Annotated in this window: 23 protein-coding genes and 1 other RNA gene; 17 read left to right on the top strand and 7 right to left on the bottom strand. The window is 53.4% G+C overall.

Annotated elements, in window-relative coordinates:
- The first annotated feature begins 56 nt into the window (after nucleotides 1-56).
- From ydiK to KI228_RS09945, 9 genes are all read left to right on the top strand, one after another.
- Nucleotides 57-1,169, top strand: a complete 1,113-nt coding sequence (ydiK, locus tag KI228_RS09985) for an AI-2E family transporter YdiK (RefSeq protein WP_043000851.1) — start codon at nucleotides 57-59, stop codon at nucleotides 1,167-1,169.
- Between the two features lie 186 nt (nucleotides 1,170-1,355).
- An RNA gene (gene rprA / locus KI228_RS09980) (antisense sRNA RprA) lies at nucleotides 1,356-1,463 on the top strand.
- A gap of 194 nt (nucleotides 1,464-1,657) precedes the next feature.
- Entirely contained in the window at nucleotides 1,658-2,014 is a 357-nt protein-coding gene (locus KI228_RS09975) for a YdiL family protein (RefSeq protein ID WP_141227691.1), read from the top strand.
- Between the two features lie 129 nt (nucleotides 2,015-2,143).
- Complete coding sequence (locus tag KI228_RS09970) at nucleotides 2,144-3,367, top strand: MFS transporter (RefSeq protein WP_044254757.1); 1,224 nt, start codon at nucleotides 2,144-2,146, stop codon at nucleotides 3,365-3,367.
- Nucleotides 3,368-3,613: 246 nt separating this feature from the next.
- Nucleotides 3,614-4,858 carry an MFS transporter gene (locus KI228_RS09965; protein WP_141227510.1) on the top strand — a complete coding sequence of 415 codons (1,245 nt, stop codon included), beginning with the start codon at nucleotides 3,614-3,616 and terminating at the stop codon, nucleotides 4,856-4,858.
- A 23-nt stretch (nucleotides 4,859-4,881) separates the two neighbouring features.
- Nucleotides 4,882-5,748, top strand: coding sequence for a quinate/shikimate dehydrogenase (gene ydiB / locus KI228_RS09960; protein ID WP_044328161.1), 867 nt, complete (start codon nucleotides 4,882-4,884; stop codon nucleotides 5,746-5,748).
- Nucleotides 5,749-5,781: 33 nt separating this feature from the next.
- On the top strand, nucleotides 5,782-6,540 hold the full coding sequence (aroD, locus tag KI228_RS09955; RefSeq protein ID WP_054176642.1) for a type I 3-dehydroquinate dehydratase: 759 nt from the start codon (nucleotides 5,782-5,784) through the stop codon (nucleotides 6,538-6,540).
- Nucleotides 6,541-6,684: 144 nt separating this feature from the next.
- Entirely contained in the window at nucleotides 6,685-8,280 is a 1,596-nt protein-coding gene (locus tag KI228_RS09950) for an acyl CoA:acetate/3-ketoacid CoA transferase (RefSeq protein ID WP_044254768.1), read from the top strand.
- Nucleotides 8,281-8,293: 13 nt separating this feature from the next.
- The gene (locus tag KI228_RS09945) at nucleotides 8,294-9,445 is read left to right on the top strand and encodes an acyl-CoA dehydrogenase (protein WP_042319326.1); all 1,152 of its coding nucleotides are present in this window, start codon (nucleotides 8,294-8,296) and stop codon (nucleotides 9,443-9,445) included.
- 70 nt (nucleotides 9,446-9,515) lie between these two features.
- Here the strand turns inward: KI228_RS09945 and KI228_RS09940 are convergent, their stop codons facing one another.
- Nucleotides 9,516-10,406, bottom strand: coding sequence for an AraC family transcriptional regulator (locus KI228_RS09940; RefSeq protein WP_044254771.1), 891 nt, complete (start codon nucleotides 10,404-10,406; stop codon nucleotides 9,516-9,518).
- Nucleotides 10,407-10,734: 328 nt separating this feature from the next.
- On the opposite strand from KI228_RS09940, the gene KI228_RS09935 reads away from it, so the two are divergent.
- From KI228_RS09935 to fadK, 5 genes are all read left to right on the top strand, one after another.
- Nucleotides 10,735-11,502 (top strand): electron transfer flavoprotein, encoded by a 768-nt coding sequence (locus KI228_RS09935; protein WP_061070185.1) that lies wholly within the window; start codon nucleotides 10,735-10,737, stop codon nucleotides 11,500-11,502.
- 20 nt (nucleotides 11,503-11,522) lie between these two features.
- The gene (locus tag KI228_RS09930; RefSeq protein WP_044265441.1) at nucleotides 11,523-12,458 is read left to right on the top strand and encodes an electron transfer flavoprotein subunit alpha; all 936 of its coding nucleotides are present in this window, start codon (nucleotides 11,523-11,525) and stop codon (nucleotides 12,456-12,458) included.
- A gap of 56 nt (nucleotides 12,459-12,514) precedes the next feature.
- The gene (locus tag KI228_RS09925; protein WP_061070186.1) at nucleotides 12,515-13,804 is read left to right on the top strand and encodes an FAD-dependent oxidoreductase; all 1,290 of its coding nucleotides are present in this window, start codon (nucleotides 12,515-12,517) and stop codon (nucleotides 13,802-13,804) included.
- Nucleotides 13,801-14,094 (top strand): ferredoxin family protein, encoded by a 294-nt coding sequence (locus KI228_RS09920; RefSeq protein WP_043000861.1) that lies wholly within the window; start codon nucleotides 13,801-13,803, stop codon nucleotides 14,092-14,094. Before KI228_RS09925 ends, KI228_RS09920 begins: the two co-directional genes overlap by 4 nt.
- Before the next feature lie 94 nt (nucleotides 14,095-14,188).
- Nucleotides 14,189-15,829 carry a medium-chain fatty-acid--CoA ligase gene (fadK, locus tag KI228_RS09915; protein WP_141227509.1) on the top strand — a complete coding sequence of 547 codons (1,641 nt, stop codon included), beginning with the start codon at nucleotides 14,189-14,191 and terminating at the stop codon, nucleotides 15,827-15,829.
- A 37-nt stretch (nucleotides 15,830-15,866) separates the two neighbouring features.
- On the opposite strand, the gene ppsA is transcribed toward fadK, so the two are convergent.
- Nucleotides 15,867-18,245 (bottom strand): phosphoenolpyruvate synthase, encoded by a 2,379-nt coding sequence (gene ppsA, locus KI228_RS09910; RefSeq protein ID WP_061070188.1) that lies wholly within the window; start codon nucleotides 18,243-18,245, stop codon nucleotides 15,867-15,869.
- Between the two features lie 333 nt (nucleotides 18,246-18,578).
- On the opposite strand from ppsA, the gene ppsR reads away from it, so the two are divergent.
- From ppsR to hemP, 3 genes are all read left to right on the top strand, one after another.
- On the top strand, nucleotides 18,579-19,412 hold the full coding sequence (ppsR, locus tag KI228_RS09905; RefSeq protein WP_043000864.1) for a posphoenolpyruvate synthetase regulatory kinase/phosphorylase PpsR: 834 nt from the start codon (nucleotides 18,579-18,581) through the stop codon (nucleotides 19,410-19,412).
- Nucleotides 19,413-19,568: 156 nt separating this feature from the next.
- Entirely contained in the window at nucleotides 19,569-20,615 is a 1,047-nt protein-coding gene (gene aroH / locus KI228_RS09900) for a 3-deoxy-7-phosphoheptulonate synthase AroH (protein ID WP_043000865.1), read from the top strand.
- Between the two features lie 144 nt (nucleotides 20,616-20,759).
- Nucleotides 20,760-20,942, top strand: coding sequence for a hemin uptake protein HemP (gene hemP / locus KI228_RS09895; protein ID WP_044254783.1), 183 nt, complete (start codon nucleotides 20,760-20,762; stop codon nucleotides 20,940-20,942).
- 4 nt (nucleotides 20,943-20,946) lie between these two features.
- Here the strand turns inward: hemP and selO are convergent, their stop codons facing one another.
- From selO to KI228_RS09870, 5 genes are all read right to left on the bottom strand, one after another.
- Complete coding sequence (gene selO / locus KI228_RS09890) at nucleotides 20,947-22,389, bottom strand: protein adenylyltransferase SelO (protein WP_061070189.1); 1,443 nt, start codon at nucleotides 22,387-22,389, stop codon at nucleotides 20,947-20,949.
- Between the two features lie 61 nt (nucleotides 22,390-22,450).
- Nucleotides 22,451-23,164: an EAL domain-containing protein gene (locus KI228_RS09885; protein WP_061070190.1), complete on the bottom strand. Its 714-nt coding sequence runs from the start codon at nucleotides 23,162-23,164 to the stop codon at nucleotides 22,451-22,453.
- A gap of 221 nt (nucleotides 23,165-23,385) precedes the next feature.
- Complete coding sequence (locus KI228_RS09880; protein WP_043000869.1) at nucleotides 23,386-23,850, bottom strand: C40 family peptidase; 465 nt, start codon at nucleotides 23,848-23,850, stop codon at nucleotides 23,386-23,388.
- 77 nt (nucleotides 23,851-23,927) lie between these two features.
- Entirely contained in the window at nucleotides 23,928-24,677 is a 750-nt protein-coding gene (gene btuD, locus KI228_RS09875; protein ID WP_061070191.1) for a vitamin B12 ABC transporter ATP-binding protein BtuD, read from the bottom strand.
- Complete coding sequence (locus KI228_RS09870) at nucleotides 24,677-25,228, bottom strand: glutathione peroxidase (RefSeq protein ID WP_044254791.1); 552 nt, start codon at nucleotides 25,226-25,228, stop codon at nucleotides 24,677-24,679. The genes btuD and KI228_RS09870 overlap by 1 nt, the downstream gene beginning before the upstream one ends.
- Nucleotides 25,229-25,230: the final 2 nt, after the last annotated feature.

Below are 25,230 nucleotides of genomic sequence, written 5' to 3'. Positions count from 1 at the left end.
TTCGAGCGGTCGCGTCGCGTCAACGATCTGACGCACTACATAGGTGAAAAGAGTTTATGGTCAATATTCGTCAGCCCAGGGATATCGCACAAGTGCTGCTGTCGGTGCTGTTTTTAGCCATCATGATTGTGGCGTGTCTCTGGATTGTTCAACCTTTTATTCTGGGCTTTGCCTGGGCCGGGACGATCGTCATTGCGACCTGGCCCGTTCTACTGCGCCTGCAAAAATTACTCTGGGGCCGCCGTTCGCTGGCGGTTCTGGTGATGACACTTTTATTAGTACTGCTGTTTGTGATCCCGATTGCCCTGCTGGTCAACAGTATCGTTGACGGCAGCGGACCGCTGATCCACGCCGTCACGAGCGGGGATATGACGTTGCCGGACCTGGCCTGGTTGAACAGCATTCCGCTGGTTGGCGCCAAACTGTATGCCGGCTGGCATAACCTGCTGGATATGGGCGGTACGGCGATTATGGCGAAGGTTCGCCCGTACATCGGTACCACAACAACCTGGTTTGTCGGTCAGGCCGCTCACATCGGTCGTTTTATGATGCACTGCAGCCTGATGCTGTTATTCAGCGCCCTGCTGTACTGGCGTGGAGAGACGGTGGCGTTGGGTATTCGTCATTTTGCCTACCGTCTGGCGGCAAAACGCGGAGACGCAGCGATGCTGCTGGCCGCCCAGGCGATCCGCGCGGTGGCGCTGGGCGTGGTTGTCACTGCCCTGGTGCAGGCGGTGCTGGGCGGCATCGGTCTGGCCGTGTCCGGCGTACCCTATGCCACACTGCTCTCCGTGGTGATGATCCTCTCCTGTCTGGTTCAACTGGGGCCGTTACCGGTATTGATTCCGGCCATTATCTGGCTTTACTGGAGTGGCGATACGACCTGGGGCAGCGTGCTGCTGGCCTGGAGTTGCGTGGTGGGCACACTGGATAACGTCATTCGCCCGATGCTGATTCGTATGGGCGCGGACTTGCCGCTGATCCTGATCCTCTCCGGCGTCATTGGCGGCCTGATTGCGTTTGGCATGATTGGGCTGTTTATCGGTCCGGTACTGCTGGCCGTTTCATGGCGACTGTTCTCGGCCTGGGTTAACGAAGCGCCTGTGCCGACCAGCGAACCTGAAGAGATCCTCGAAGAACTGGGTGAAATCGAAAACCTTAAAAAATAGCACGATAGCAGGCGACTGCGGTCGCCTGAATGTTTAGCACAGCTAATCAATAGTGTAGCGCGATGCCTCTGTCTTTCCTGTTCCCGCTTCGTTGTCCCTGATTTGTATCGCAAATTCTTTACAGTCTTTAAACTATTGAGACGAATCTGATCGACGCTAAAACACCCCATACCCTATTATTAGCTCACGGTTATAGATCAAGACATTGATTTATAAGTATGGAAATCCCCTGAGTGAAACAACGAATTGCTGTGTGTAGTCTTTGCCCATCTCCCACGATGGGCTTTTTTTTATCCTGACATGGCGGCTGTCTCACCGCAAAATAATCCTTCCCTCTGCCTTTATCCCTCTTTTTTTCATGGGAATTCCCCTTTTCACATGCCGATAACAAATAATATTGCACAAGATACTGCGACTCTCTTCACGCCGAAATCAGCCTGATAATGTTATTTATGCTTTACTGTTTTTTAATATGAGGTCATTCAATGATGAACGCTTATGAGCTACAGGCATTACGTCATGTTTTTGCAATGACCATTGAAGAGTGCGTATCGTGGATTGCGCCAGATTATAATGCCGCCGACTGGCAGCGGTGGGAAAATGGCGAATGTGAACTCCCTCCCGCCATTGTTGAAACGCTGCTGGAAATGTGTAGAAAAAGAAAATTACGTATTAATGCTATTATAGAGAAGATAAACAATCGCATTGGTAATAATACCATGCGTTTCTTTTCTGATTTAACCGATTTTCAGTCGGTCTATCGTGATGGCAGTTTTCTTGACTGGAAGATTTATCAATCCGTTGCTGCCGAACTCTATGCCCACGACCTGGAACGATTGTGTTAGACCACATATTTCCTGCCACTGGCGATTCATACTAAGAAACTTCAAATATAGAGACCCATTGTACTTTTAATGCAGGGGTATTTACCCCGTACCAGGGAAAATCATTAGCCATTTCGCTGAGCAGGCATCATGAAAAATCACTATTTCCCCACTGCGATGGGGCTGTATCTCAATTACCTGGTGCACGGTATGGGAGTCATCCTGATGAGTCTCAACATGGCATCGCTCGAACAACAGTGGCAGACCAATGCCGCTGGGGTGTCAGTCGTGATCTCCTCATTAGGCATCGGGCGCTTAAGCGTGCTGTTTTGCGCCGGATTATTATCCGATCGGTTTGGCCGCCGCCCCTTCATCATTCTGGGGATGCTTTGTTATGTGACGTTCTTTTTCGGTATTCTGACGACCCATAATATCATCATCGCTTATGTGTTCGGCGTCCTCGCGGGCATGGCGAACAGTTTCCTGGACGCCGGGACCTATCCCAGCCTGATGGAGGCCTTTCCCTCTTCGCCGAGCACCGCCAACATTCTGATTAAGGCGTTTGTCTCCGGCGGACAGTTTTTACTGCCCATCATCATCAGTCTGCTCGTCTGGGCAGAACTGTGGTTTGGCTGGTCATTTATCGTTGCCGCCGCCATCATGCTGGTTAACGGTCTGTTTTTACTGCGCTGCGCCTTTCCACCGCATCCTGGACGCCGCCTCGCGCCGGTCACACCGACACACGAACCGCACCAGCGCCCGGCTGAAAGACATCGCTGCGCATTTATCGACCTTGCCAGCTATACGCTGTACGGCTACATCTCGATGGCGACGTTTTATCTCATCAGCCAGTGGCTGGCGCAGTATGGTCAGTTTGTCGCCGGGATGTCGTATACCCTGTCGATCAAACTGCTGAGTATCTACACCTGCGGTTCGCTGCTTTGCGTTTTGATTACCGCCCCGCTGGTGCGCAAAACGGTGCGTTCAACCACCTTGCTGATGCTGTACACTTTTGTTTCGTTTGTCGCGCTATTGACGGTGTGCCTGCATCCCACGATGTATGTCGTGATCGTCTTTGCCTTTGTGATCGGCTTTTCATCAGCCGGGGGCGTAGTGCAAATCGGTCTGACCCTGATGGCCGCCCGCTTTCCGCATGCCAAAGGGAAAGCCACCGGCATTTATTACAGTGCGGGCAGCATTGCTACCTTTACGATCCCGCTGGTCACGGCCCATCTCTCACAAAGGAGCATCGCCGATATTATGTGGTTCGATACCGGTATTGCCGCCGTGGGGTTCTTGTTGGCGCTATTTATTGGCTACCGCAGTCGTCTCGAAACGAAACGTCAATTGATGATGTCACCGGTGGCGGAATAAGGCTGAATCCGCCGAATGCAATATTCTTATCACTGACTGCAATATAGTTTGTTTAACGCCGTTATTAACAATTAAACGTCGCAGGATACGTGGGTTTTCACACTTTCGTCTGCAATATACCTGGTAACGAAAACGTCATGTTATGTAGTTCATGTCGTTTCACCATCGTATATTAATAAAAAATCGCCGGATATAAAAACGCTGGCGAAAGCAGAATTAAATTAACCGGCAAGGAGCTTTGAAAAAATGTCACAGAATAAGGCTTTCAGCACGCCATTTTTCCTGGCGGTCATCTGTATTTATCTTAGCTATTTTCTCCACGGTATTAGCGTCATTACGCTGGCGCAAAATATGACCTCACTCGCCGCGAAGTTTTCTACCGACAGCGCAGGGATCGCCTATTTAATTTCCGGCATCGGACTTGGTCGACTGGTGAGTATTCTGTTTTTTGGCGTCCTGTCGGATAAATTCGGTCGTCGGGCGATCATTTTGTTGGGTGCCGCGTTATATATTCTCTTTTTCTTCGGCATCCCTGCCAGTCCTAACCTGATGGTGGCCTTTGTCCTCGCCGTCTGCGTTGGCGTGGCCAACTCAGCGCTTGATACCGGAGGCTACCCGGCGCTGATGGAATGTTTTCCGAAAGCGTCAGGTTCCGCGGTGATCCTCGTCAAAGCAATGGTCTCCTTCGGACAGATGCTCTATCCGATGCTGGTCGGCTATATGCTGCTCAACAACATCTGGTACGGCTATGGCGTGATCATTCCTGGCATTCTGTTTGTACTGATCACCCTGATGTTACTGTGCAGTCAGTTCCCCGGCCAGTTGGTGGATGCCAGCGTCGCTAAAGAGTTACCGCAGATGAACAGCAAACCGCTGGTCTGGCTGGAAGGAGTGGCTTCCGTCATGTTTGGCGTGGCGGCGTTTTCCACCTTTTACGTTATCGTGGTCTGGATGCCGAAATACGCCATGGCCTTCGCCGGAATGGAAGAAGCGGATGCGCTGAAAACCATCACGTATTACAGCCTGGGTTCGCTGGTCTGCGTCTTTATCTTTGCCGCACTGCTGAAAAAAATGGTTCGCCCCATCTGGGCTAACGTCTTTAATGCCGGACTGGCCACCGTTACCGCGGCCGTCATTTATCTCTGGCCGTCACCGCTGGTGTGTAACGCGGGCGCGTTTGTGATTGGCTTCTCTGCCGCGGGCGGGATTTTACAACTGGGCGTGTCGGTGATGTCGGAATTCTTTCCGAAGAGCAAAGCCAAAGTCACCAGCGTTTATATGATGATGGGCGGCCTCGCGAATTTTGTTATTCCGCTGATTACCGGTTACCTCTCCACCATCGGCCTGCAATACATCATTTTACTGGATTTCGCTTTTGCCCTGCTGGCCTTTATCACCGGCATTATCGTTTTTGTTCGCTATTACCGGGTCTTTAATATTCCACAAAACGATATCCGTCTGGGCGAACGTTATTTCTCAACAAAAAGTTAAGCGACAATTTAAGGAGTCATGTTATGGATGTAACCGCGAAATATGAACTGATCGGCTTAATGGCTTATCCCATCAGACACAGTTTGTCGCCTGAAATGCAAAATAAGGCGCTGGAGAAAGCCGGATTGCCGTTTACCTATATGGCCTTTGAGGTCGACAACAGCACCTTCGCTGGCGCTATCGAGGGGCTGAAAGCGTTAAAAATGCGTGGGACCGGCGTATCGATGCCCAATAAACAGCTGGCCTGTGAATTTGTTGATGAACTGACCCCGGCGGCGAAACTGGTTGGCGCGATTAATACCATCGTCAATGATGACGGCTACCTGCGTGGTTACAATACCGACGGCACCGGTCACATTCGCGCAATCAAAGAGAGTGGTTTCGATATCAAGGGTAAAACCATGGTATTACTGGGTGCGGGTGGCGCCTCCACGGCCATTGGTGCGCAGGCAGCCATTGAGGGGATCAAAGCGATTAAACTCTTTAACCGCAATGATGAATTTTTCCAGAAAGCGCTGGACTTCGCTAAGCGGGTGAATGAAAACACCGACTGCGTGGTGACGGTGACAGACCTTGCTGACCAGCAGGCCTTCGCTGACGCGCTGGCGACAGCGGATATCCTGACCAATGGCACTAAAGTCGGCATGAAGCCGCTGGAAAATGAATCGATTGTCAGTGACGTGAGCCTGCTACGTCCGGAACTGCTGGTTACCGAATGCGTTTACAACCCGCATATGACGAAGTTATTGCAACAAGCGCAACAGGCCGGTTGCAAAACAATCGATGGTTACGGCATGTTGTTGTGGCAAGGCGCTGAACAGTTCAAACTGTGGACCGGCAAAGATTTTCCGCTGGAATACGTAAAACAGGTGATGGGGTTTGCGGCCTGACGGCCAGGAACTAAGACTGATAAAAGGTATTAAATGAAAACCGTAACCGTAAAAAACCTCGTGATTGGCGAAGGGGCTCCAAAAATAATCGTCTCGCTGATGGGCAAAGATATCGCCAGCGTCCGCGCAGAAGCGCAGGCCTATCGCGACGCGGATTTCGACATTCTGGAATGGCGCGTTGACCATTTCGCCGATGTCGCCTCTGCCGATGCCGTCCTGGAGGCTGTCCGCGCAATCCGCACTGAACTGCCCCAGACTCCCCTGCTGTTTACGTTCCGTAGTGCGAAGGAAGGGGGTGAACAGGCCATTTCAACCGACGCCTATCTCGCGCTGAATCGCGCGGCGGTCGATAGCGGCCTGGTGGATATGATCGATCTCGAACTGTTTACCGGTGATGAGCTGGTCAAGGCGACGGTAGACTACGCGCACAGCAAAAACGTCAGCGTGATCATGTCCAACCATGATTTCCACAAGACGCCAGCAGAAGAAGAGATCGTTGCACGGCTGCGCAAAATGCAGGAACTGGGTGCCGATATTCCGAAGATCGCCCTGATGCCGCAGAACCACAGAGATGTTCTGACGCTGCTTTCCGCTACGCTGAAAATGCAGGAACAGTACGCTGACCGTCCGGTGATCACCATGTCGATGTCGAAAACCGGTGTGATTTCGCGCCTGGCCGGTGAAGTCTTCGGCTCCGCGGCGACCTTTGGCGCGGTTAAAAAGGCTTCGGCACCGGGACAAATATCCGTTAGCGATCTGCGTACGGTATTAACGATATTACATCAGGCGTAATTAACGAAATAAAGGCGGGACAGATTCTCTCCCGCCATTAAATATATATTTTATTCCACAGTGAATATTCCACATGAATATTCAGCGGAGGCCTGCGCCTGAACACAGCGGCGTAGGGCTTCTGCCGGGTATCCAGGAGTTTATATGAAACCTGAAAGACCACCACGCGTTAATGGTCGCGTGCCTGTGCTCTCGGCCCAGGACGCGGTAAATTATATTAAAGATGAAGATGTACTGTGTATATTAGGCGCAGGCGGCGGTATTCTGGAAGCCACCACCTTAATTACCGCTTTAGCCGATAAATATAAGCAAACGCAAACGCCACGGAATTTATCGATTATCAGTCCGACGGGTCTGGGCGATCGCGCCGATCGCGGAATCAGCCCGCTGGCTCAGGAAGGCCTGGTGAAATGGGCTCTGTGTGGGCACTGGGGGCAGTCGCCGCGTATTTCGGATTTAGCGGAACAAAATAAGATTGTCGCCTATAACTATCCACAAGGGGTGCTGACTCAGGCTCTGCGTGCGTCTGCCGCCCACCAGCCGGGGATCCTCAGCGATATCGGGATTGGCACCTTCGTCGACCCGCGCCAACAGGGGGGCAAGCTCAATGAGGTCACCAAAGAAGACCTTATCAAGCTGGTGGAGATTGATAACAAAGAATATCTCTACTACAAAGCGATTGCGCCTACCGTCGCGTTTATCCGCGCCACCACCTGCGACAGCGAAGGCTATGCCTCGTTTGAAGATGAGGTGATGTACCTCGACGCGCTGGTGCTGGCTCAGGCGGTGCACAACCACGGTGGCATCGTGATGATGCAGGTGCAGAAAATGGTCAAGAAAGCCACGCTGCATCCTAAATCCGTACGTATCCCCGGCTATCTGGTGGATATCGTGGTGGTCGACCCAGACCAGACGCAACTGTACGGCGGCGCGCCGGTGAACCGGTTTATCTCGGGCGATTTCACCCTCGACGACAGCACCCAGCTCTCCCTGCCCCTCAACCAACGCAAACTGGTTGCCCGTCGCGCCTTGTTTGAAATGCGTAAAGGTGCGGTCGGTAACGTTGGCGTCGGCATCGCGGATGGCATTGGACTGGTGGCCCGTGAGGAAGGCTGTGCAGATGACTTTGTACTGACCGTTGAAACCGGCCCCGTGGGTGGGATCACCTCCCAGGGTGTCGCTTTTGGCGCAAACGTCAACACTCGCGCCATTCTTGATATGACTTCACAGTTTGACTTCTACCATGGCGGTGGGCTGGACGTCTGCTATCTGAGCTTTGCGGAAGTTGACCGCCACGGCAACGTCGGGGTGCACAAATTTAACGGCAAAATCATGGGAACTGGCGGCTTTATCGATATCAGCGCGACCTCAAAGAAAATTGTTTTCTGCGGCACGCTAACCGCTGGCAGTCTGAAAACAGAAGTGGCCGACGGTAAATTAACCATCGTCCAGGAAGGCCGGGTGAATAAATTCATCAGCGAACTGCCGGAAATCACCTTTAGCGGAAAAATCGCCCTCGAGCGCGGTCTGGACGTGCGCTACATCACCGAACGCGCGGTATTTACGCTAAAAGAGGACGGTCTGCATCTTATTGAAATTGCCCCTGGAGTGGATCTGGAGCGCGATATTCTGGCGAAAATGGATTTCGCACCGGTTATTTCACCAGACCTGAAACTGATGGATGAAAGATTATTTATCGACGCCACCATGGGTTTTGAACTGCCGGAAGCGGCGAATTAAAAGGAGTATGATGATGGACTTTTCTTTAACCGAAGAGCAAGAGCTGCTGCTTGCCAGTATCCGGGAACTGATCACCAGCAATTTTCCGGAAGAGTATTTCCGCACCTGCGACCAGACGGCGACCTACCCCAGAGAGTTTATGCGTGCGCTGGCGGATAACGGGATTTCCATGCTGGGCGTACCGGAAGAGTTCGGCGGTATTCCGGCAGACTATGTCACCCAAATGCTGGCCCTGATGGAAGTGTCAAAATGCGGCGCCCCGGCCTTTCTGATCACCAACGGGCAGTGTATTCACAGCATGCGCCGTTTCGGCTCGCCAGAACAACTGCGGAAAACGGCGGAAAGCACGCTGGAGACCGGCGATCCGGCCTATGCCCTGGCGTTAACCGAGCCAGGTGCGGGTTCTGACAACAACAGCGCCACCACCAGCTACACGCGCAAAGACGGCAAGGTGTACCTGAACGGCCAGAAAACGTTTATTACCGGCGCCAAAGAGTACCCATACATGCTGGTGCTGGCGCGCGATCCCGAGCCAAAAGATCCGAAGAAAGCCTTTACCCTCTGGTGGGTGGAGTCCAACAAGCCTGGGATCAAAATCAATCCGCTGCACAAAATCGGCTGGCATATGCTCAGCACTTGCGAAGTCTATCTCGACAACGTTGAGGTGGATGAAAGCGACATGGTGGGCGAAGAAGGCATGGGCTTTCTCAACGTGATGTATAACTTTGAGATGGAACGTCTGATCAACGCTGCGCGCAGTACCGGCTTCGCCGAATGCGCCTTTGAGGATGCCGCACGTTATGCCAACCAGCGCATTGCGTTTGGCAAACCGATTGGACACAACCAGATGATCCAGGAAAAGCTGGCGCTGATGGCAATCAAAGTCGACAACATGCGCAATATGGTGCTGAAGGTGGCATGGCAGGCCGATCAGGAGCAGTCACTGCGTACCAGCGCCGCGCTGGCGAAACTGTATTGTGCCCGCACCGCGATGGAAGTGATTGACGATGCAATTCAGATTATGGGCGGGCTGGGTTATACCGACGAAGCGCGTGTCTCCCGATTCTGGCGCGATGTCCGTTGTGAACGGATTGGCGGCGGGACGGATGAGATCATGATTTATGTCGCAGGTCGGCAGATCCTGAAGGATTATCAGAACAAGTAAGCGACAGGCCGGATACGGTACTTGCATCGTATCCGGCCATTCAAACGCTTACCGATGATGACACATATACTCAGACGTCGGACAACAGGCAGGCCTGCTCTGTCAGGCTGTTTTTAAACTGTTTACGATAATCGCCTGGCGAACAGCCGACGTGGCGCAAAAAAAGCTTCGCGAAGTGGTCGACATTTTCATACCCGACGCGCCAGGAAATTTCGGCCTGTGAATAATCAGTATTGGTTAAGGCAAATTTCGCTTCGGTCATCCGCCGCTGAATCACATAATTAATCGGTGAAATATGGTACTCGCGGGTGAATTCGTGACAAATATAGCTGACGCTGGCACGAAATTTTTTTGATAACTGCTCAAGCGTAATTTTCTCCCGATAATTATTATTGAGATAGACCAGAATATCTTTAATCAGAACATCTTTTTTAATATGTCCTTGTTCCGAACGATATGCATTTTTAAAGTTCTCAAAGAAGAGCACCGTCAACGCATAGGCAAAAGCATCGCAGACGGACGACGTCAGGCCATTTTTACTTTGCGGCAGCATCACCCCGAGCTCATTAAAAATACTTTTGATCACTTCTTTTCCCTGGCCGACGGCAACCACCGGACAGGAATGCGATTGTAGCAGTTGGTTTTCCTCCCAGCCCTGAAAGCGAAAGCCATACAGCGCACAGGTATAGGTGGTGGCTGGCGCGTTCACATCCGATGTCACGGCGTGTAACCGCCCCCGCTCCACCACGACAATATCATCTTCGTGAGCCACATAAAGGGAAGAGTCGATCGTTAATCTGACGATGCCTTTTTTGACATAAATCAGCTCGGTCTCATTGTCATGAACATGATGACCGGACTCCCAACGGGGATCATCACTAATGACAAATCGGGAAAATCGCGGGGTTTTGCCCTGGTCAAAAAGGCTTTCCATGGCATTATCAAAGCAGCGTTGATACATGACAACCTCCACAAGCAGAAATTCATCCTGAACAATATAATGAGGATAAAATAAAGCGAGTATGGCGGTTATACAACTGTATTTAGTAAGGGCAAAACAAGATTATTTCCCTCACCTGCAAGATAATACGTTTAATTCTCTCAAATGATTTTCTACTCATTTCTTTTGTACGAGCGATCCCACTTTTTTTGCAAGATACCTGGTAACGAAAACAGATTGCTCCGTCGATAAAAAGCCGCCGTCTGTCGCACACTATTTCCAGTCAATTTTCACTTTCCGCCGGGGTGGCCTGATTGTCACTGTCGGTATGCGACTCACAGGAGATGCCATGAAAATAATAACCTGCTTTAAGCTGGTGCCTGAAGAACAGGACATTGTTGTTACGCCCGAGCAAGCGCTGAGCTTTGACAATGCGGACGCCAAAATCAATCAGTTCGATCTCAACGCCATTGAGGCCGCAACGCAGTTGGCCACCGAGGCAGAGGATGAGATCGCGGCACTGACGGTGGGCGGCTTATTATTGCAAAACTCTAAAGTGCGTAAGGATGTGCTCTCCCGCGGGCCACATGCACTGTATCTGATGCAGGATGCACAGCTGGAACACGCGCTGCCAAAAGACACGGCGCAGGCCATTGCCGCCACGGTGGAAAAAATCGGATTCGATCTGCTCCTGTTTGGTGAAGGGTCTGGCGACCTTTATGCACAACAGGTTGGTCTACTGGTCGGTGAGATCCTGCAACTGCCAACCCTTAACGCCGTCAGCAGCCTCCAGCGTCAGGGCGATAAGCTGCTTGTAGAACGTACGCTGGAAGAGGACGTTGAGGTGATAGAACTAACACTTCCGGCCGTTATCTGCGTGACATCGGATATTAACGTGCCACGCATCCCCTCAATGAAAGCCATTCTTGGCGCCGGGAAAAAGCCCGTACACACATGGCAGGCAAGCGACATCGGCTGGAGTCAGGGCGAGCTGCGAGCAGAACTGGTTGCCATTACTGTACCACCACAAACGGCGCGTAAGCACATCATTCTGGATAACGATTCGCCGGAAGCCATCGCCGAACTGGCTGAACACCTGAAAAAAGCCCTGAACTGAGCCCAACGGAGAACACAATCATGAGTCAATTAACCCACGTCTGGGTATTTAGCGATAACGTTGAACGCTACGCAGAGCTGATGGCTGGCGCACGTCAGTGGGGTCAACAGGTCTATGCCATTGTTCAGGGTTCTGAGCAGGCGGCGCAGGTTAAGCCGCTCGGTGCTGACGGCATCATCGTACTGGATAAACCCTCCGACCTACAGCGAATCGAAAATTACGCCGAAACGCTGGCCGCGCAAATCCGGGAAAAAGGCGACGGTCTGCTGCTGATGGCAGCAACCAAGCGCGGCAAAGCGCTGGGCGCGCGTCTGAGTATTCAGCTGGATGCGGCCATGGTTAACGATGCAACGGCAGTGAGCGTTGAAGAGAACGCGCTGTTTGCCGAGCATCGTATGTATGGCGGCCTGGCGTTTGGCAAAGAAAAACTGAACAGCCCGCTGGCCATTATCACTCTCGCCCCTGGTGTACTGGAGCCGATTGAGGCGGATCCCACGCATGACTGCCCGGTGGTTACCGCCGAGTGGGTGGCCCCGCGCCAGGAGATCTTGTGTCAGGAACGTCGCGCCAAATCGCTCAGCAGCGTTGATTTAAGCAAAGCAAAACGCGTGGTAGGCGTCGGTCGCGGCCTGGCGGCACAAGACGACCTGAACATGGTGCGCGAACTGGCCACCGTACTCGGCGCGGAAGTGGGCTGTTCACGCCCTATCGCCGAAGGGGAAAACTGGATGGAGCGCGAGCGTTACATCGGCGTTTCCGGCGTACTGCTGAAGTCCGAACTGTATCTGACGCTGGGTATTTCCGGACAGATCCAGCATATGGTGGGCGGCAATGGCGCGAAAGTGATTGTCGCCGTGAACAAAGATAAAAACGCGCCAATCTTTAACTATGCCGATTACGGACTGGTGGGCGACATCTACAAAGTGGTCCCTGCCCTGATCGCGCAATTGCGCTAATTCTCACCTTGACCCACATCTCCCGCTGTGCAAACGGCGGGAAGGGAGCTTTAAGCATGTCGGATGAAAAATTTGATGCCATCGTCGTCGGTGCTGGCGTAGCGGGCACGGTGGCGGCGTACATCATGGCAAAAGCCGGACTCGATGTTCTGGTCATCGAGCGCGGTAACAGCGCGGGCAGTAAAAATATGACCGGGGGGCGTCTCTACGCCCATGTGATTGAGCGGATTATGCCCGGATTTGGCGAGAAGGCGCCCGTTGAACGCAAAGTCACCCGCGAGAAAATCTCGTTTATGACGGAAGAAAGCGCGATCACGCTGGATTACCATCGCGAACAGCCGGATGTACCGACTCAGGCATCGTACAGCGTGTTGCGCAACCGTCTCGACCCGTGGCTGATGGAGCAAGCCGAAGCGGCTGGCGCACAATTTATCCCTGGCGTGCGCGTGGATGCGCTGATTCGTGAAGGCAACCAGGTCACAGGCGTACAGGCTGGCGACGATATTCTCGAAGCCAACGTGGTGATCCTCGCTGATGGCGTCAATTCAATGTTGGGCCGTTCGCTGGGCATGGTACCTGCCTCATCGGCGCACCATTACGCTGTCGGTGTGAAAGAGTTGATTGGCCTCTCCCCGGAGCAAATCAACGACCGTTTTAATCTGTCCGGAAATGAAGGCGCGGCGTGGTTATTCGCAGGATCACCGTCAAACGGCCTGATGGGCGGCGGGTTCCTCTATACCAATCGTGACTCCATTTCCCTCGGTCTGGTATGCGGGCTGGGCGACATGGCCCATGCGCAGAAAAGCGTACCGCAGATGCTGGAAGATTTTAAACAGCACCCTGCCGTTCGTCCGTTGATTCAGGGCGGCAAATTGCTGGAGTACTCGGCACATATGGTGCCAGAAGGCGGACTGGCGATGGTGCCGGAGCTGGTAGGCGACGGTGTGATGATTGTCGGTGACGCTGCGGGCTTTTGTCTGAACCTCGGTTTTACGGTACGCGGAATGGATTTAGCCATCGCCTCTGCCGAAGCGGCGGCACACGCCGCGGTTGGGGCCAAAGAGCGCAAGGACTTCTCTGCCCGCACGCTTGCGCAATACAAACACGAGCTGGAGAAAGGGTGCGTTATGCGTGATATGCAGCATTTCCGTAAGATCCCGGCGCTGATGGAGAATCCGCGCCTGTTCACCCAGTACCCGCGAATGGTGGCGGACATCATGAATGACATATTCACCATTGATGGCAGCCCGAATCAGCCGATGCGCAAAATGATCCTGTCACATGCAAAACAGATCGGGCTGATGAATCTGCTCAAAGATGGCATTAAGGGAGTCACGGCGCTATGAGCCAGGAAAATCGCGTTAACGTCGACGTCAAACTGGGCGTCAATAAATTCCATGTTGATGAGGGCCATCCGCACATCATTCTGGCGGCGAACCCGGACAGCAAAGAGTTTCAAAAATTGCTGAATGCCTGCCCTGCCGGACTCTATAAGCAGGATGAGGCAGGTACGATTCACTTTGATTCCGCGGGCTGTCTGGAGTGCGGAACCTGCCGGGTGCTGTGTGGTGAGACGATCCTCGAAAAATGGGAGTACCCCGCAGGCACGTTTGGCGTGGATTTCCGCTACGGCTGAAACGACGGATGGGCACAAATGCCGGAGAGTGACGCCAGGCGTCTTATCCGGCCTGCAATCCCCTACTACCCCCTTGATAGACCGGGAACCTCCGATGAGTGTCACATTAACGTTTGACGCCGTGCGGCGGGACGCATACCGCAAGCTTGGCTTTTGGGGCGATGCCTCGCTGGGAGACTACTGGCAACATACCGCACGCAGCGTGCCAGACAAAATTGCCGTCGTGGATAACCACGGTACGGAATTCACTTACGCCGCCCTCGACCACGCGGCAAGCTGTCTGGCGAGCTGGATGTTGGCGAACGGCATTCAGCCCGGCGACCGCGTCGCTTTTCAGCTTCCCGGCTGGTGCGAATTTACCGTTATCTATCTCGCCTGTCTGAAAACCGGCGCCGTATCCGTTCCCCTGCTGCCCGCCTGGCGCGAAGCCGAGCTAGTGTGGGTGCTGAACAAGTGTCAGGCAAAACTGTTTTTCGCCCCAACCGTGTTTAAACAGACGCGCCCGGTCGATTTGATCTTGCCCCTGCAAAACCAGTTGCCACATCTGCAACACGTTATCGGCGTCGATAAACTGGCACCGGCGACAACCTCGCTCGCCCTCAGCCAGATCGTTGCGGACAACGCGCCACTTGCCCGTCACATTCAGGTTCACGGCGACGAGCTGGCCGCCGTGCTGTTTACCTCTGGCACCGAGGGACTGCCAAAAGGCGTCATGCTCAGCCACAACAATATTCTCGCCAGCGAGCGGGCCTACTGCGCGCGTCTGAATCTGACCTGGCTGGACGTCTTTCTGATGCCAGCGCCGCTGGGACACGCCACCGGTTTTTTACACGGCGTGACGGCACCGTTTCTGATCGGCGCGCGCAGCGTGCTACTGGATATTTTTACCCCAACGGCCTGCCTTGCGCTTCTGGAGCAACAGCGCTGTACCTGCGTCTTAGGGGCGACGCCGTTTGTGTACGACCTGCTCTGTACTGTGGAACGGCAGCCTGCCGATCTCTCTTCGCTGCGTTTCTTTTTGTGCGGAGGAACGACCATTCCGCAGCGCATTGCTCGCGACTGCCAGCAGCGCGGCATTAAACTGCTCAGCGTTTATGGTTCGACGGAAAGCTCGCCGCATGCGGTAGTGAATCTCGACGATCCCCCTTCCCGTATGATGAATACCGATGGCTACGCGGCGGCAGGCGTGGAGATCAGAATTGTTGATGAGGCGCGTAATCCCGTACCTCCGGGCGTTGAAGGGGAAGAGGCATCGCGCGGACCGAACGTCTTTATGGGCTATCTTGACGAGCCTGAGTTAACCACCCGGGCGCTGGATAGCGAGGGCTGGTACTACAGTGGCGATCTCTGTCGGATGGACGAGGCGGGCTACATTCAGATAACCGGGCGCAAGAAAGATATTATCGTTCGGGGCGGAGAAAACATCAGCAGTCGCGAAGTGGAAGATATTCTGTTGCAGCACCCCCGCATTCACGATGCCTGTGTGGTTGCTATGCCGGACGAACGTTTAGGCGAGCGTTCCTGTGCCTACATCGTGCTGAAAGCGCCGCATCATTCACTGTCGCTGGAAGAAGTGGTTGCCTTCTTTAGCCGTAAACGGGTAGCGAAATATAAGTATCCAGAGCACATTGTGGTGGTCGAAAAGTTACCCAGAACGGCATCCGGGAAGATCCAGAAGTTCCTGTTACGCCAGGATATTATTCAGCGATTAGCGTCGGAATGCCGTGAGGCATAAATTGCCGGATGGCGGCGCATCGCCATCCGGCAGTACCTTACTTCTTCAATTCCGCCAGGCTCAGCCAGGTCTGGACAACGGTATCCGGGTTCAGCGACAGGCTGTCGATCCCCTCTTCCATCAGCCAGGCGGCAAAGTCTTCATGGTCAGACGGACCCTGACCGCAAATCCCGACGTATTTACCCTGTTTCTTCGCGGCGCGAATCGCCATCGACAGCAGCGCTTTCACCGCGTCGTTACGCTCATCAAACAGCTCTGATACCACACCAGAGTCACGATCCAGGCCCAGCGCCAGCTGTGTCATGTCGTTAGAACCGATCGAGAAGCCGTCAAAGTATTGCAGGAACTGTTCAGCCAGCAGGGCGTTGGACGGGATCTCACACATCATGATGATCTTCAGACCATTTTCGCCGCGTTTCAGCCCCTGACGCGCCAGCTCTTCCACGACCGCTTTTGCCTGCTCAACGGTACGGACGAACGGGATCATGATTTCGACGTTAGTCAGTCCCATCTCATTACGCACGCGTTTCACCGCGTCGCATTCCAGCGCAAAGCAATCACGGAAGCTGTCCGACACATAGCGACCCGCGCCACGGAAGCCCAGCATCGGGTTCTCTTCCTCTGGCTCGTAGCGTTCACCACCCACCAGGTTTGCGTACTCATTCGACTTAAAGTCGGACAAACGCACAATCACGCGTTTCGGCCAGAACGCCGCGCCAAGGGTGGCGATCCCTTCCGTCAGGCGCCCCACGTAAAATTCACGCGGAGAATCAAAGCCTTTCATCATCTCGCGGATTTCGTTTTGCAGTTTGGCATCTTGATCGTCAAACTCCAGCAGCGCACGCGGGTGGACGCCAATCATACGGTTGATGATAAATTCCAGACGCGCCAGGCCAACGCCTTCGTTTGGCAGACAGGCGAAGTCAAACGCCCGATCCGGGTTACCGACATTCATCATCACCTTCAGCGGCAGATCCGGCATCGTATCGACGCTGGAGCTCTTAACGCTGAAGTCGAGCATGTCGGCGTACACGTAGCCTGTATCGCCTTCTGCGCAGGAAACGGTGACCTTCTCGTCATCGTTCATGCGCTCAGTGGCATCGCCGCAGCCTACCACCGCCGGGATCCCCAGTTCACGCGCGATAATGGCCGCGTGACAGGTACGACCGCCACGGTTAGTGACAATCGCCGCCGCTTTTTTCATGATCGGTTCCCAGTCCGGGTCGGTCATGTCGGTGACCAGCACGTCGCCAGGCTCAATGCGGTTCATCTCGCTGATGTCGTGAATGACTTTTACCGGGCCTGCCCCGATGCGGTGACCGATAGCACGGCCTTCCGCAATGATTTTGCCCTGCGCGTGCAGCGTGTAACGCTCCATCACCTGGCCGCGAGAACGCACGGTTTCCGGACGAGCCTGGACGATGAACAGTTTGCCGGTATGACCATCTTTCGCCCACTCGATGTCCATCGGACGACCGTAGTGTTTTTCAATCTGTACCGCCTGTTTCGCCAGTTCCTGCACTTCGTCGTTGGTCAAGGAGAAAATGTCACGGCTTTCCTGCGGCACATCTTCAATGGTGACCTGTTTGCCGTGTTCCTGGGTCGGCGCATAGACCATGCGGATTTTTTTCGAGCCCATCGTGCGGCGCACAATAGACGGGCGATTGGCCGCCAGCGTCGGTTTGTGGACATAGAACTCATCCGGGTTTACCGCGCCCTGTACTACCATCTCGCCCAGCCCCCACGCGGAGGTGATAAACACCACCTGGTCAAAGCCAGATTCAGTATCGATGGAGAACATCACGCCGGACGACGCCAGATCGGAACGCACCATCCGCTGGACACCCGCAGAGAGCGCCACGCCACGGTGGTCATAGCCCTGGTGAACGCGATAGGAGATTGCGCGGTCGTTAAACAGCGAGGCAAACACGTGCTTCACGGCGACCAGTACGGCGTCAAAGCCCTGGACGTTGAGGAAGGTTTCCTGCTGCCCGGCAAAAGAGGCATCCGGCATATCTTCCGCAGTGGCAGATGAACGCACGGCGAAAGAAGCATGTTGATCGTCCGCGGAGAGTTGCGCGTAGGCATCACGGATAGCATTTTCCAGCTCAGGCTGGAAAGGAGTGTCGATAATCCACTGGCGGATCTGCGCGCCGGCCTTCGCTAACGCGTTAACATCGTCAATATCCGTTTGATCCAGCAGTTCATAGATGCGCTGGTTTACACCGCTTTGGTCCAGAAACTGGTTAAACGCATCGGCGGTTGTGGCAAAACCATTCGGTACCGATACACCCATACCGGAAAGGTTAGTAATCATTTCACCCAGGGAGGCATTTTTGCCCCCAACTCTGTCTACATCATTCATGCCGAGTTGGTTATACCAAAGCACCAGCGGTGACGAGCCATTGTTGGACATCGAACAATCCTTTTGTGATAAATGAACGAGTTTAGGAAACGCTTAATTACGTATTTATCTTTGCATATTTAACCCGCTTAAAAAAACGGTGAATCGTTCAAGCAAATATATTTTTTATTTTTTCGGACAGTTTACCCATTTGCGCAAACCCGCGAATGGCGGGCGATCCCCACAAAATGTGTCGGTATAAACATCTGTTCCATAAAATGAAATGCACTTTTCATAAAATATAAAAATACCATTTCATTTTCAAAATAAGCGTTATTTTCTACGCTTCAGAGTAATTTTAATTTATGCTTTCAGAGAATTATGACTGACTTTCAGGGTGTGAAAATGGATAATGCTGTAGATCGTCACGTGTTTTATATTTCCGATGGAACGGCAATTACCGCTGAAGTGTTGGGCCATGCGGTGATGTCACAGTTCCCCGTCACTATCAGCAGTATTACGCTGCCGTTTGTTGAAAATGAGAACCGCGCCCGCGCCGTTAAAGACCAAATCGACGCCATTTATCAACAAACCGGCGTGCGCCCTTTGGTGTTCTATTCGATTGTATTACCGGAGATCCGTTCCATCATTCTGCAAAGCGAAGGCTTCTGTCAGGATATCGTGCAAGCGCTGATCACCCCGCTACAGCACGAGATGAAACTCTACCCCACGCCGATTGCTCACCGGACGCACGGGCTGAATCCGGGTAACCTGAACAAGTACGATGCGCGAATCGCCGCCATTGATTATACCCTTGCCCACGATGACGGCATTTCGTTGCGCAACCTGGACCAGGCGCAGGTGATTTTGTTAGGCGTCTCGCGCTGCGGCAAAACGCCCACCAGCCTCTACCTGGCAATGCAGTTTGGCATCCGTGCGGCAAACTATCCTTTTATTGCCGACGACATGGACAATCTGGTTCTGCCTGCATCGTTAAAACCCCTGCAACATAAGCTGTTTGGTCTGACGATTGACCCTGAACGTCTGGCCGCCATCCGCGAAGAGCGCCGGGAAAACAGTCGCTATGCCTCCCTGCGTCAGTGCCGTATGGAAGTGGCCGAAGTCGAGGCGCTCTACCGTAAGAACCAGATCCCGTGGTTGAACAGTACTAACTATTCAGTTGAAGAGATTGCCACCAAAATCCTCGATATCATGGGATTAAGTCGACGCATGTACTAATAAACTAGTTCACGAGTTCTGTTTTTTTGTTATCATACCGTTCTGCCGCGAGGTGTGACGCACCTCGCACTTGAAATCAGCAGGGATTGGTTTAAGGTTGTGCCCATCACTTCCCGGTACCTCTGCCGTAGAAGCCACAAATTTCTGAGAATTGTCATGAACAGAACCGATGAACTGCGTACCGCGCGTATAGACAGTCTGGTCACGCCCGCTGAACTTGCGCAACGGCATCCTGTGTCGCCCGCCGTCGCCAGCCACGTCACCGACTCCCGACGCCGGATAGAAAGAATATTGAATGGTGAAGACCGCCGCTTGCTGGTTATTGTAGGTCCGTGCTCCATTCACGATCTCGATGCCGCACTGGAGTATGCCACGCGTTTACAGGCGCTGCGCACGCAGCATCAGGCGCGCCTGGAAATCGTCATGCGCACCTATTTTGAAAAACCACGTACCGTTGTCGGCTGGAAGGGACTCATTTCCGACCCGGATCTCAACGGCAGCTATCGCGTGAATCACGGCATTGAACTGGCGCGTAAACTGCTGTTGCAGGTCAATGAACTGGGCATCCCAACCGCGACGGAATTTCTCGATATGGTGACCGGTCAATTTATTGCCGACTTGATCAGTTGGGGCGCCATTGGCGCGCGGACCACCGAAAGCCAGATCCACCGCGAAATGGCCTCGGCGCTCTCCTGCCCGGTCGGCTTTAAAAACGGGACCGACGGAAATACCCGTATCGCCGTTGACGCGATCCGCGCTTCCCGCGCCAGCCATATGTTCCTCTCCCCCGATAAAACCGGTCAGATGACCATTTATCAGACCAGCGGCAACCCTTATGGCCATATCATTATGCGCGGTGGCAAAAAGCCAAACTACCATGCTGAAGATATTGCTGCAGCCTGCGATACGCTGCATGAATTTGATTTACCAGAACATCTGGTCGTCGATTTCAGCCACGGCAACTGCCAGAAGCAGCATCGCCGTCAACTGGATGTCTGTGATGATATTTGCCAGCAAATCCGTAACGGATCGACAGCCATCGCCGGCATTATGGCGGAAAGCTTCCTGCGTGAAGGTACGCAGAAAATTATCAGCGGGCAGCCGCTGGTGTATGGTCAGTCGATAACCGATCCTTGCCTTAATTGGGAAGACACTGAACTGCTGCTGAGCAAACTGGCCTCGGCGGTGGACAGCCGCTTCTGATCGTCCGCCCATCCGTACAGGGTGGGCATATTCTCCCCCCCCTTTTCGCAAACTACCACATTTAATACTTGTTGTTATCGTGCACTTTATTGATAATAAAAATCATTGTTACATTAATTATTATTAATAAATCGTGATGCCCGTATGGATAACATTGAGTCACCCCGCCTTAAGGAACGAGAAAACGCGGCTCTCCCACCTGCGCCCATCCGCAAGATCAGCAGTCAGAAACTGTTAGGTGATGACGGTAAAGTGATTATCGATCACAACGGTCAGGAATACCTGCTGCGTCAAACGCAGGCAGGTAAACTCTTGCTGACCAAATAGCGCTTCAGCTTGAACAGCTGACTTCCAGGCGTTTGCCCCAGTCCGGCGGACGCTGGCTGTAGTCATCATCGCGATCGCGGAAAGGCTCGCGCAATATGGCATGTAAGCGATGCAGTTCACTCATGTCGCCTTTCTCCGCCGCCGCAATCGCCCGCTGCGCCAGCCAGTTACGCAGCACCACCGCAGGATTGGCGCTCAGCATTAGCGACTGACGCGCAGCATCATCGACTGCATCGCGCTGCAAACGCGTTCTGTAACGTGTGAACCAGTCATCAAAGGCGGCGCGATCAATAAATTCGTCGCGCAGTGGAGAGGCGGCATTCTGCTGCTCTGTCATGCTTAGCATGCGGAAAGTACGGGTATAGTCACTGTGCTCGCGGGCCATCAGGCTGAACAATTCGTTCAACAGATCGTTGTCATCTTTTTGTTCGGTCATGAACCCCAGTTTCTGCCGCATCCGCTGACCGTAGCGCGTCAGTAGCGCCACCTGGTACCCGTCGAGGGCATCATTGAGCGCCTCAACGGTGATGAAGGGCGACAGACTTTGCGCAAGGCGCTGAAGATTCCACAAACCTACCGCCGGTTGATTGTCAAAGCTGTAGCGCCCCTGGTGGTCAGAATGGTTGCAAATGAAGCCCGGTTCATAGTCGTCCAGGAACCCAAACGGACCGTAGTCCATCGTCAGCCCGATGATCGACATGTTATCGGTGTTCATCACCCCGTGCGCGAAACCCACGGTTTGCCAGTCGGCGATCAGTGACGCGGTCCGCGCGACCACGTCGCGAAACCAGAGAATGTACTTATCGGCGTCTTGCAGGAGATGCGGCCAGTAATGACGAATGGCGAAATCCGCCAGTTGCTGAACTTTTTCCGGCTCGCGACGGTAATAGAAATGCTCAAAATGACCGAAGCGCAAGTGGCTTTGCGCCAGTCGCATCAGCATCGCCCCCGCCTCCACCGTTTCGCGGTAAACCGGTGTTTCACTGGTGACAATCGTCAGCGCCCGGGTCGTCGGTATCCCCAGGTAGTGCATCGCTTCACTGGCAAGGCTTTCTCGGATCGTGGAGCGCAATACCGCACGACCATCACCCATGCGCGAATACGGCGTCAAACCCGCGCCTTTCAGGTGCCAGTCCATTGTGCTGCCATCGGCAAGCAACTGCTCACCGAGCAGAATGCCGCGCCCGTCACCCAGTTGACCCGCCCAGACGCCGAACTGATGACCGCTATAGACCTGCGCCAGCGGAGACATCCCCGGCAACAGCGCCTCGCCGCCCCAGACACCCGCCGGGCTGTCAGGATGAAAAAGGGAATCGGGGATGCCCAGTTGTTCGGCAAGCGCATCGTTGTGCCAAATCAGTCGCGAGTGATTCAGCGGTGTTGGCGACAGTGCGGTAAATGTTGCTGGCAGTTCATCGCGCCAGCGGGCTGTGAAAGACAGGGTCATAGGGCCTCCTGCCTGTAGTGTAGACGGTTAATTCCGTCATAAACACCAGCAAACAGAAAGGTTATCCGTGGAGTAATTGGGTGACCTGACTGGCCGAGACGGCAGGCCACAGCCCGCCCTGCATACCGCTAAAACCGAATGGCGTCACGCGGGTCAACATCGCTTCGCTGTCGATACCGGCGATCATCAGCGATTCGCAATAAGGCGACACTTGCGTAAGGATGGCGCGCATGAACGGTTCGAAGGAAAGACGAGTGGCCCGACGATGGACAAAATTCCGGTCCAGGATAATTCGTTTAAATAATCCATCGAATATGGCTTTGTTGGCACTTTCCCCTGCACCGAAATTGGCCAGTACCAGAGGAAAACGTTCAGCCAGCGCATGCAACGTTTTATTCTCTTTGCCTTCAGACAGTTCGGGAAAATTCTCATTAATCATGAGTTCGAGAAACGAAAACCGTTTAACGGCAGAAACGCACTCACTATTGGTTAATAATAACGGTACAACTGCCGGGGTTATATAAATCCAGGCGACAAGTTTATGTTGAATAAAAAAATGTTGGCACGTTTCGATCAGCGCCAGCTTTTCGATAAATAACTGGCACTGTTCTTCGGGAGAAAGTCGCGGAAGCACCAGTTCAGTTGGGATACGAACGTCACCGTCTTCACTGACAAAGTTCGCGGTAACGCTTAAACCGATAAGTTTTCGTTGTACATTCCTGGCGGGCTGAAAATAGAGTTCAGAATGATACACATTATCCAGTGAAACATTCATCACGGCAGTCCCACATACAGGGAGTGATTCGGCAACCTATTACACAGGATGTCGTCATCCATCTTTTTTAATGCCAGAAGGAAAATGTTCATGTTGTCCTTTTCACCCGGAGCCCCGGTTCCTTAGTATTCAGCTTATCCTGATTATAAACGCTTATCCAGCATTGTTCTTTTTCGGCAATAAAAGCGAGGGACATCCTCAATCGAAATAACGCCCTACGACTAAATGCGTCTCGCCTGCCAAAAGTTTTTCCGCCAGTAGACATTATCCAGCGACGAACGCATCACACCACGACTGGTTGATGCATGAATAAACTGACCGTTAGTATCATAAATACCCACATGTAAACCGCTCTCTCCCGACCCGGTTTTGAAAAACACCAGATCGCCAGGCAACAAGTCGTCCTTATCGATTTCCGTCCCCAGTTTTGCCTGTTGACGGGTTTCGCGCGGCAGCTGCAAAGAGAACTGATCGCGCATGGTCATCAGCACAAAACCGGAACAATCCACACCACCGCGACTCATGCCGCCGTAACGATAGGGCGTCCCGCGCCAGGTCTGGAGTTGATCATTTAAGCCGGCAATCACGGTAATGGAATCAGAGAGCCGGGCATTGGGCGGCGGCGCTCGGTGGCTACTACATCCGGCCAACAACAGTGCTGTGCAAAAAAGAAACCAGAAACGCATTCAGGCGAATCCTCTGTATTTTTATTCTTCACCCCTTATAGCGGGTATTTACGCGGGTTTTCAAGAAACCATTTCGTTTAAGTGGTTGATATAATCATTCTGTGACCTTCGATGTCAAGACGCCGGAAGTGCAGACCATACGCCTGCGCTAAATGCGCTGGCGTCAGCACTTCATCACGTGGACCGCTGGCGAGCAGTTTCCCCTGTTTGAGCAACCACGCCCGGTGCGCGTGGCGCAAGGTATGATTCAGGTCGTGACTGCTCATCACGATGGCAATCCCCTGCTGGCACAGGCGGTGCAGAATGCGATCCAGCGCATTTTGCTGCGCGACATCAAGGCTGTTCATGGGCTCATCGAGGAGCAATAGCTGCCCCTGTGGGTTGGTCTCTGGCGCGATTTGCAGGATCACCGCGGCGAGACGGACGCGCTGCCATTCCCCACCTGAGAGCTCCTTCGCATTGCGTTCAAGTTTGTCCGCCAGCCCCAGCGACTCGGCCACCGCCATCAACTGGTCTGTGCGCGTTTTGTCTGGCTGATGTAGCGTCAGGAAGTGCCATACCGGCATCGCGAAAGGCGGATTTTGCTGCTGCGCCAGATAAGCACGATGGCGGGCAAGTTTAGCGGCGGGCCACAACGCCAGCTCAGTCCCCGCCAGAGCGATCGTTCCTGTCCCACTGGTTAACCCTGCCATCCGCGCCAGCAGCGTGCTCTTCCCGGCGCCGTTCGGCCCCACAAGATGCAGGATCTCCCCTGCCCGAATCTCACCGGACAGAGGCCCTAACCGGGTCGATTCCGCCACATCCTGTAACTGCATCACTGAAGACATTATTTAGCCAACGCGAGTTTGATGCTTTCCATCACAATCGGATCTTCCGGCGTCATATCCGGAGAGAAACGCTGTATCACTTTGCCATCACGGCCTACGAGGAACTTCTCAAAGTTCCACAGGATATCGTCAGGATAGAGCGGCGCACGCCCTTTGCTGGCCATTCGCTCATAGAAACCACTCTCTTCAGGGGCTACAGCCGTCGGTGCCGCCTCAATCAGCTTCTGGTACAGCGGATGACGCCCCTCCCCGTTTACCTCAATCTTGCTGAACATCGGGAAGGTCACGCCCCAGGTCGTCGCGCACCAGGTTTTGATCTCGTCATCACTGCCAGGTTCCTGCCCAAGGAACTGATTGCAGGGAAAGCCCAGCACAATAAAGCCACGGTCGGCCCACGCTTTCTGAATATTTTCCAGTTGCTCATACTGTGGGGTAAGTCCGCATTTTGAAGCTACGTTAACAATCAGCAGAACATTACCTGTGTATTTCTCAAGCGTGGTCACTTCGCCATCAATCGTTGTCACTACCGTGTTCAGAATCGAGTCTTGCATAG

Source organism: Citrobacter amalonaticus (genome assembly GCF_018323885.1).
Taxonomy (GTDB): Bacteria; Pseudomonadota; Gammaproteobacteria; order Enterobacterales; family Enterobacteriaceae; genus Citrobacter_A; species Citrobacter_A amalonaticus.
This window is presented reverse-complemented; position numbering and strand designations above follow the sequence as displayed.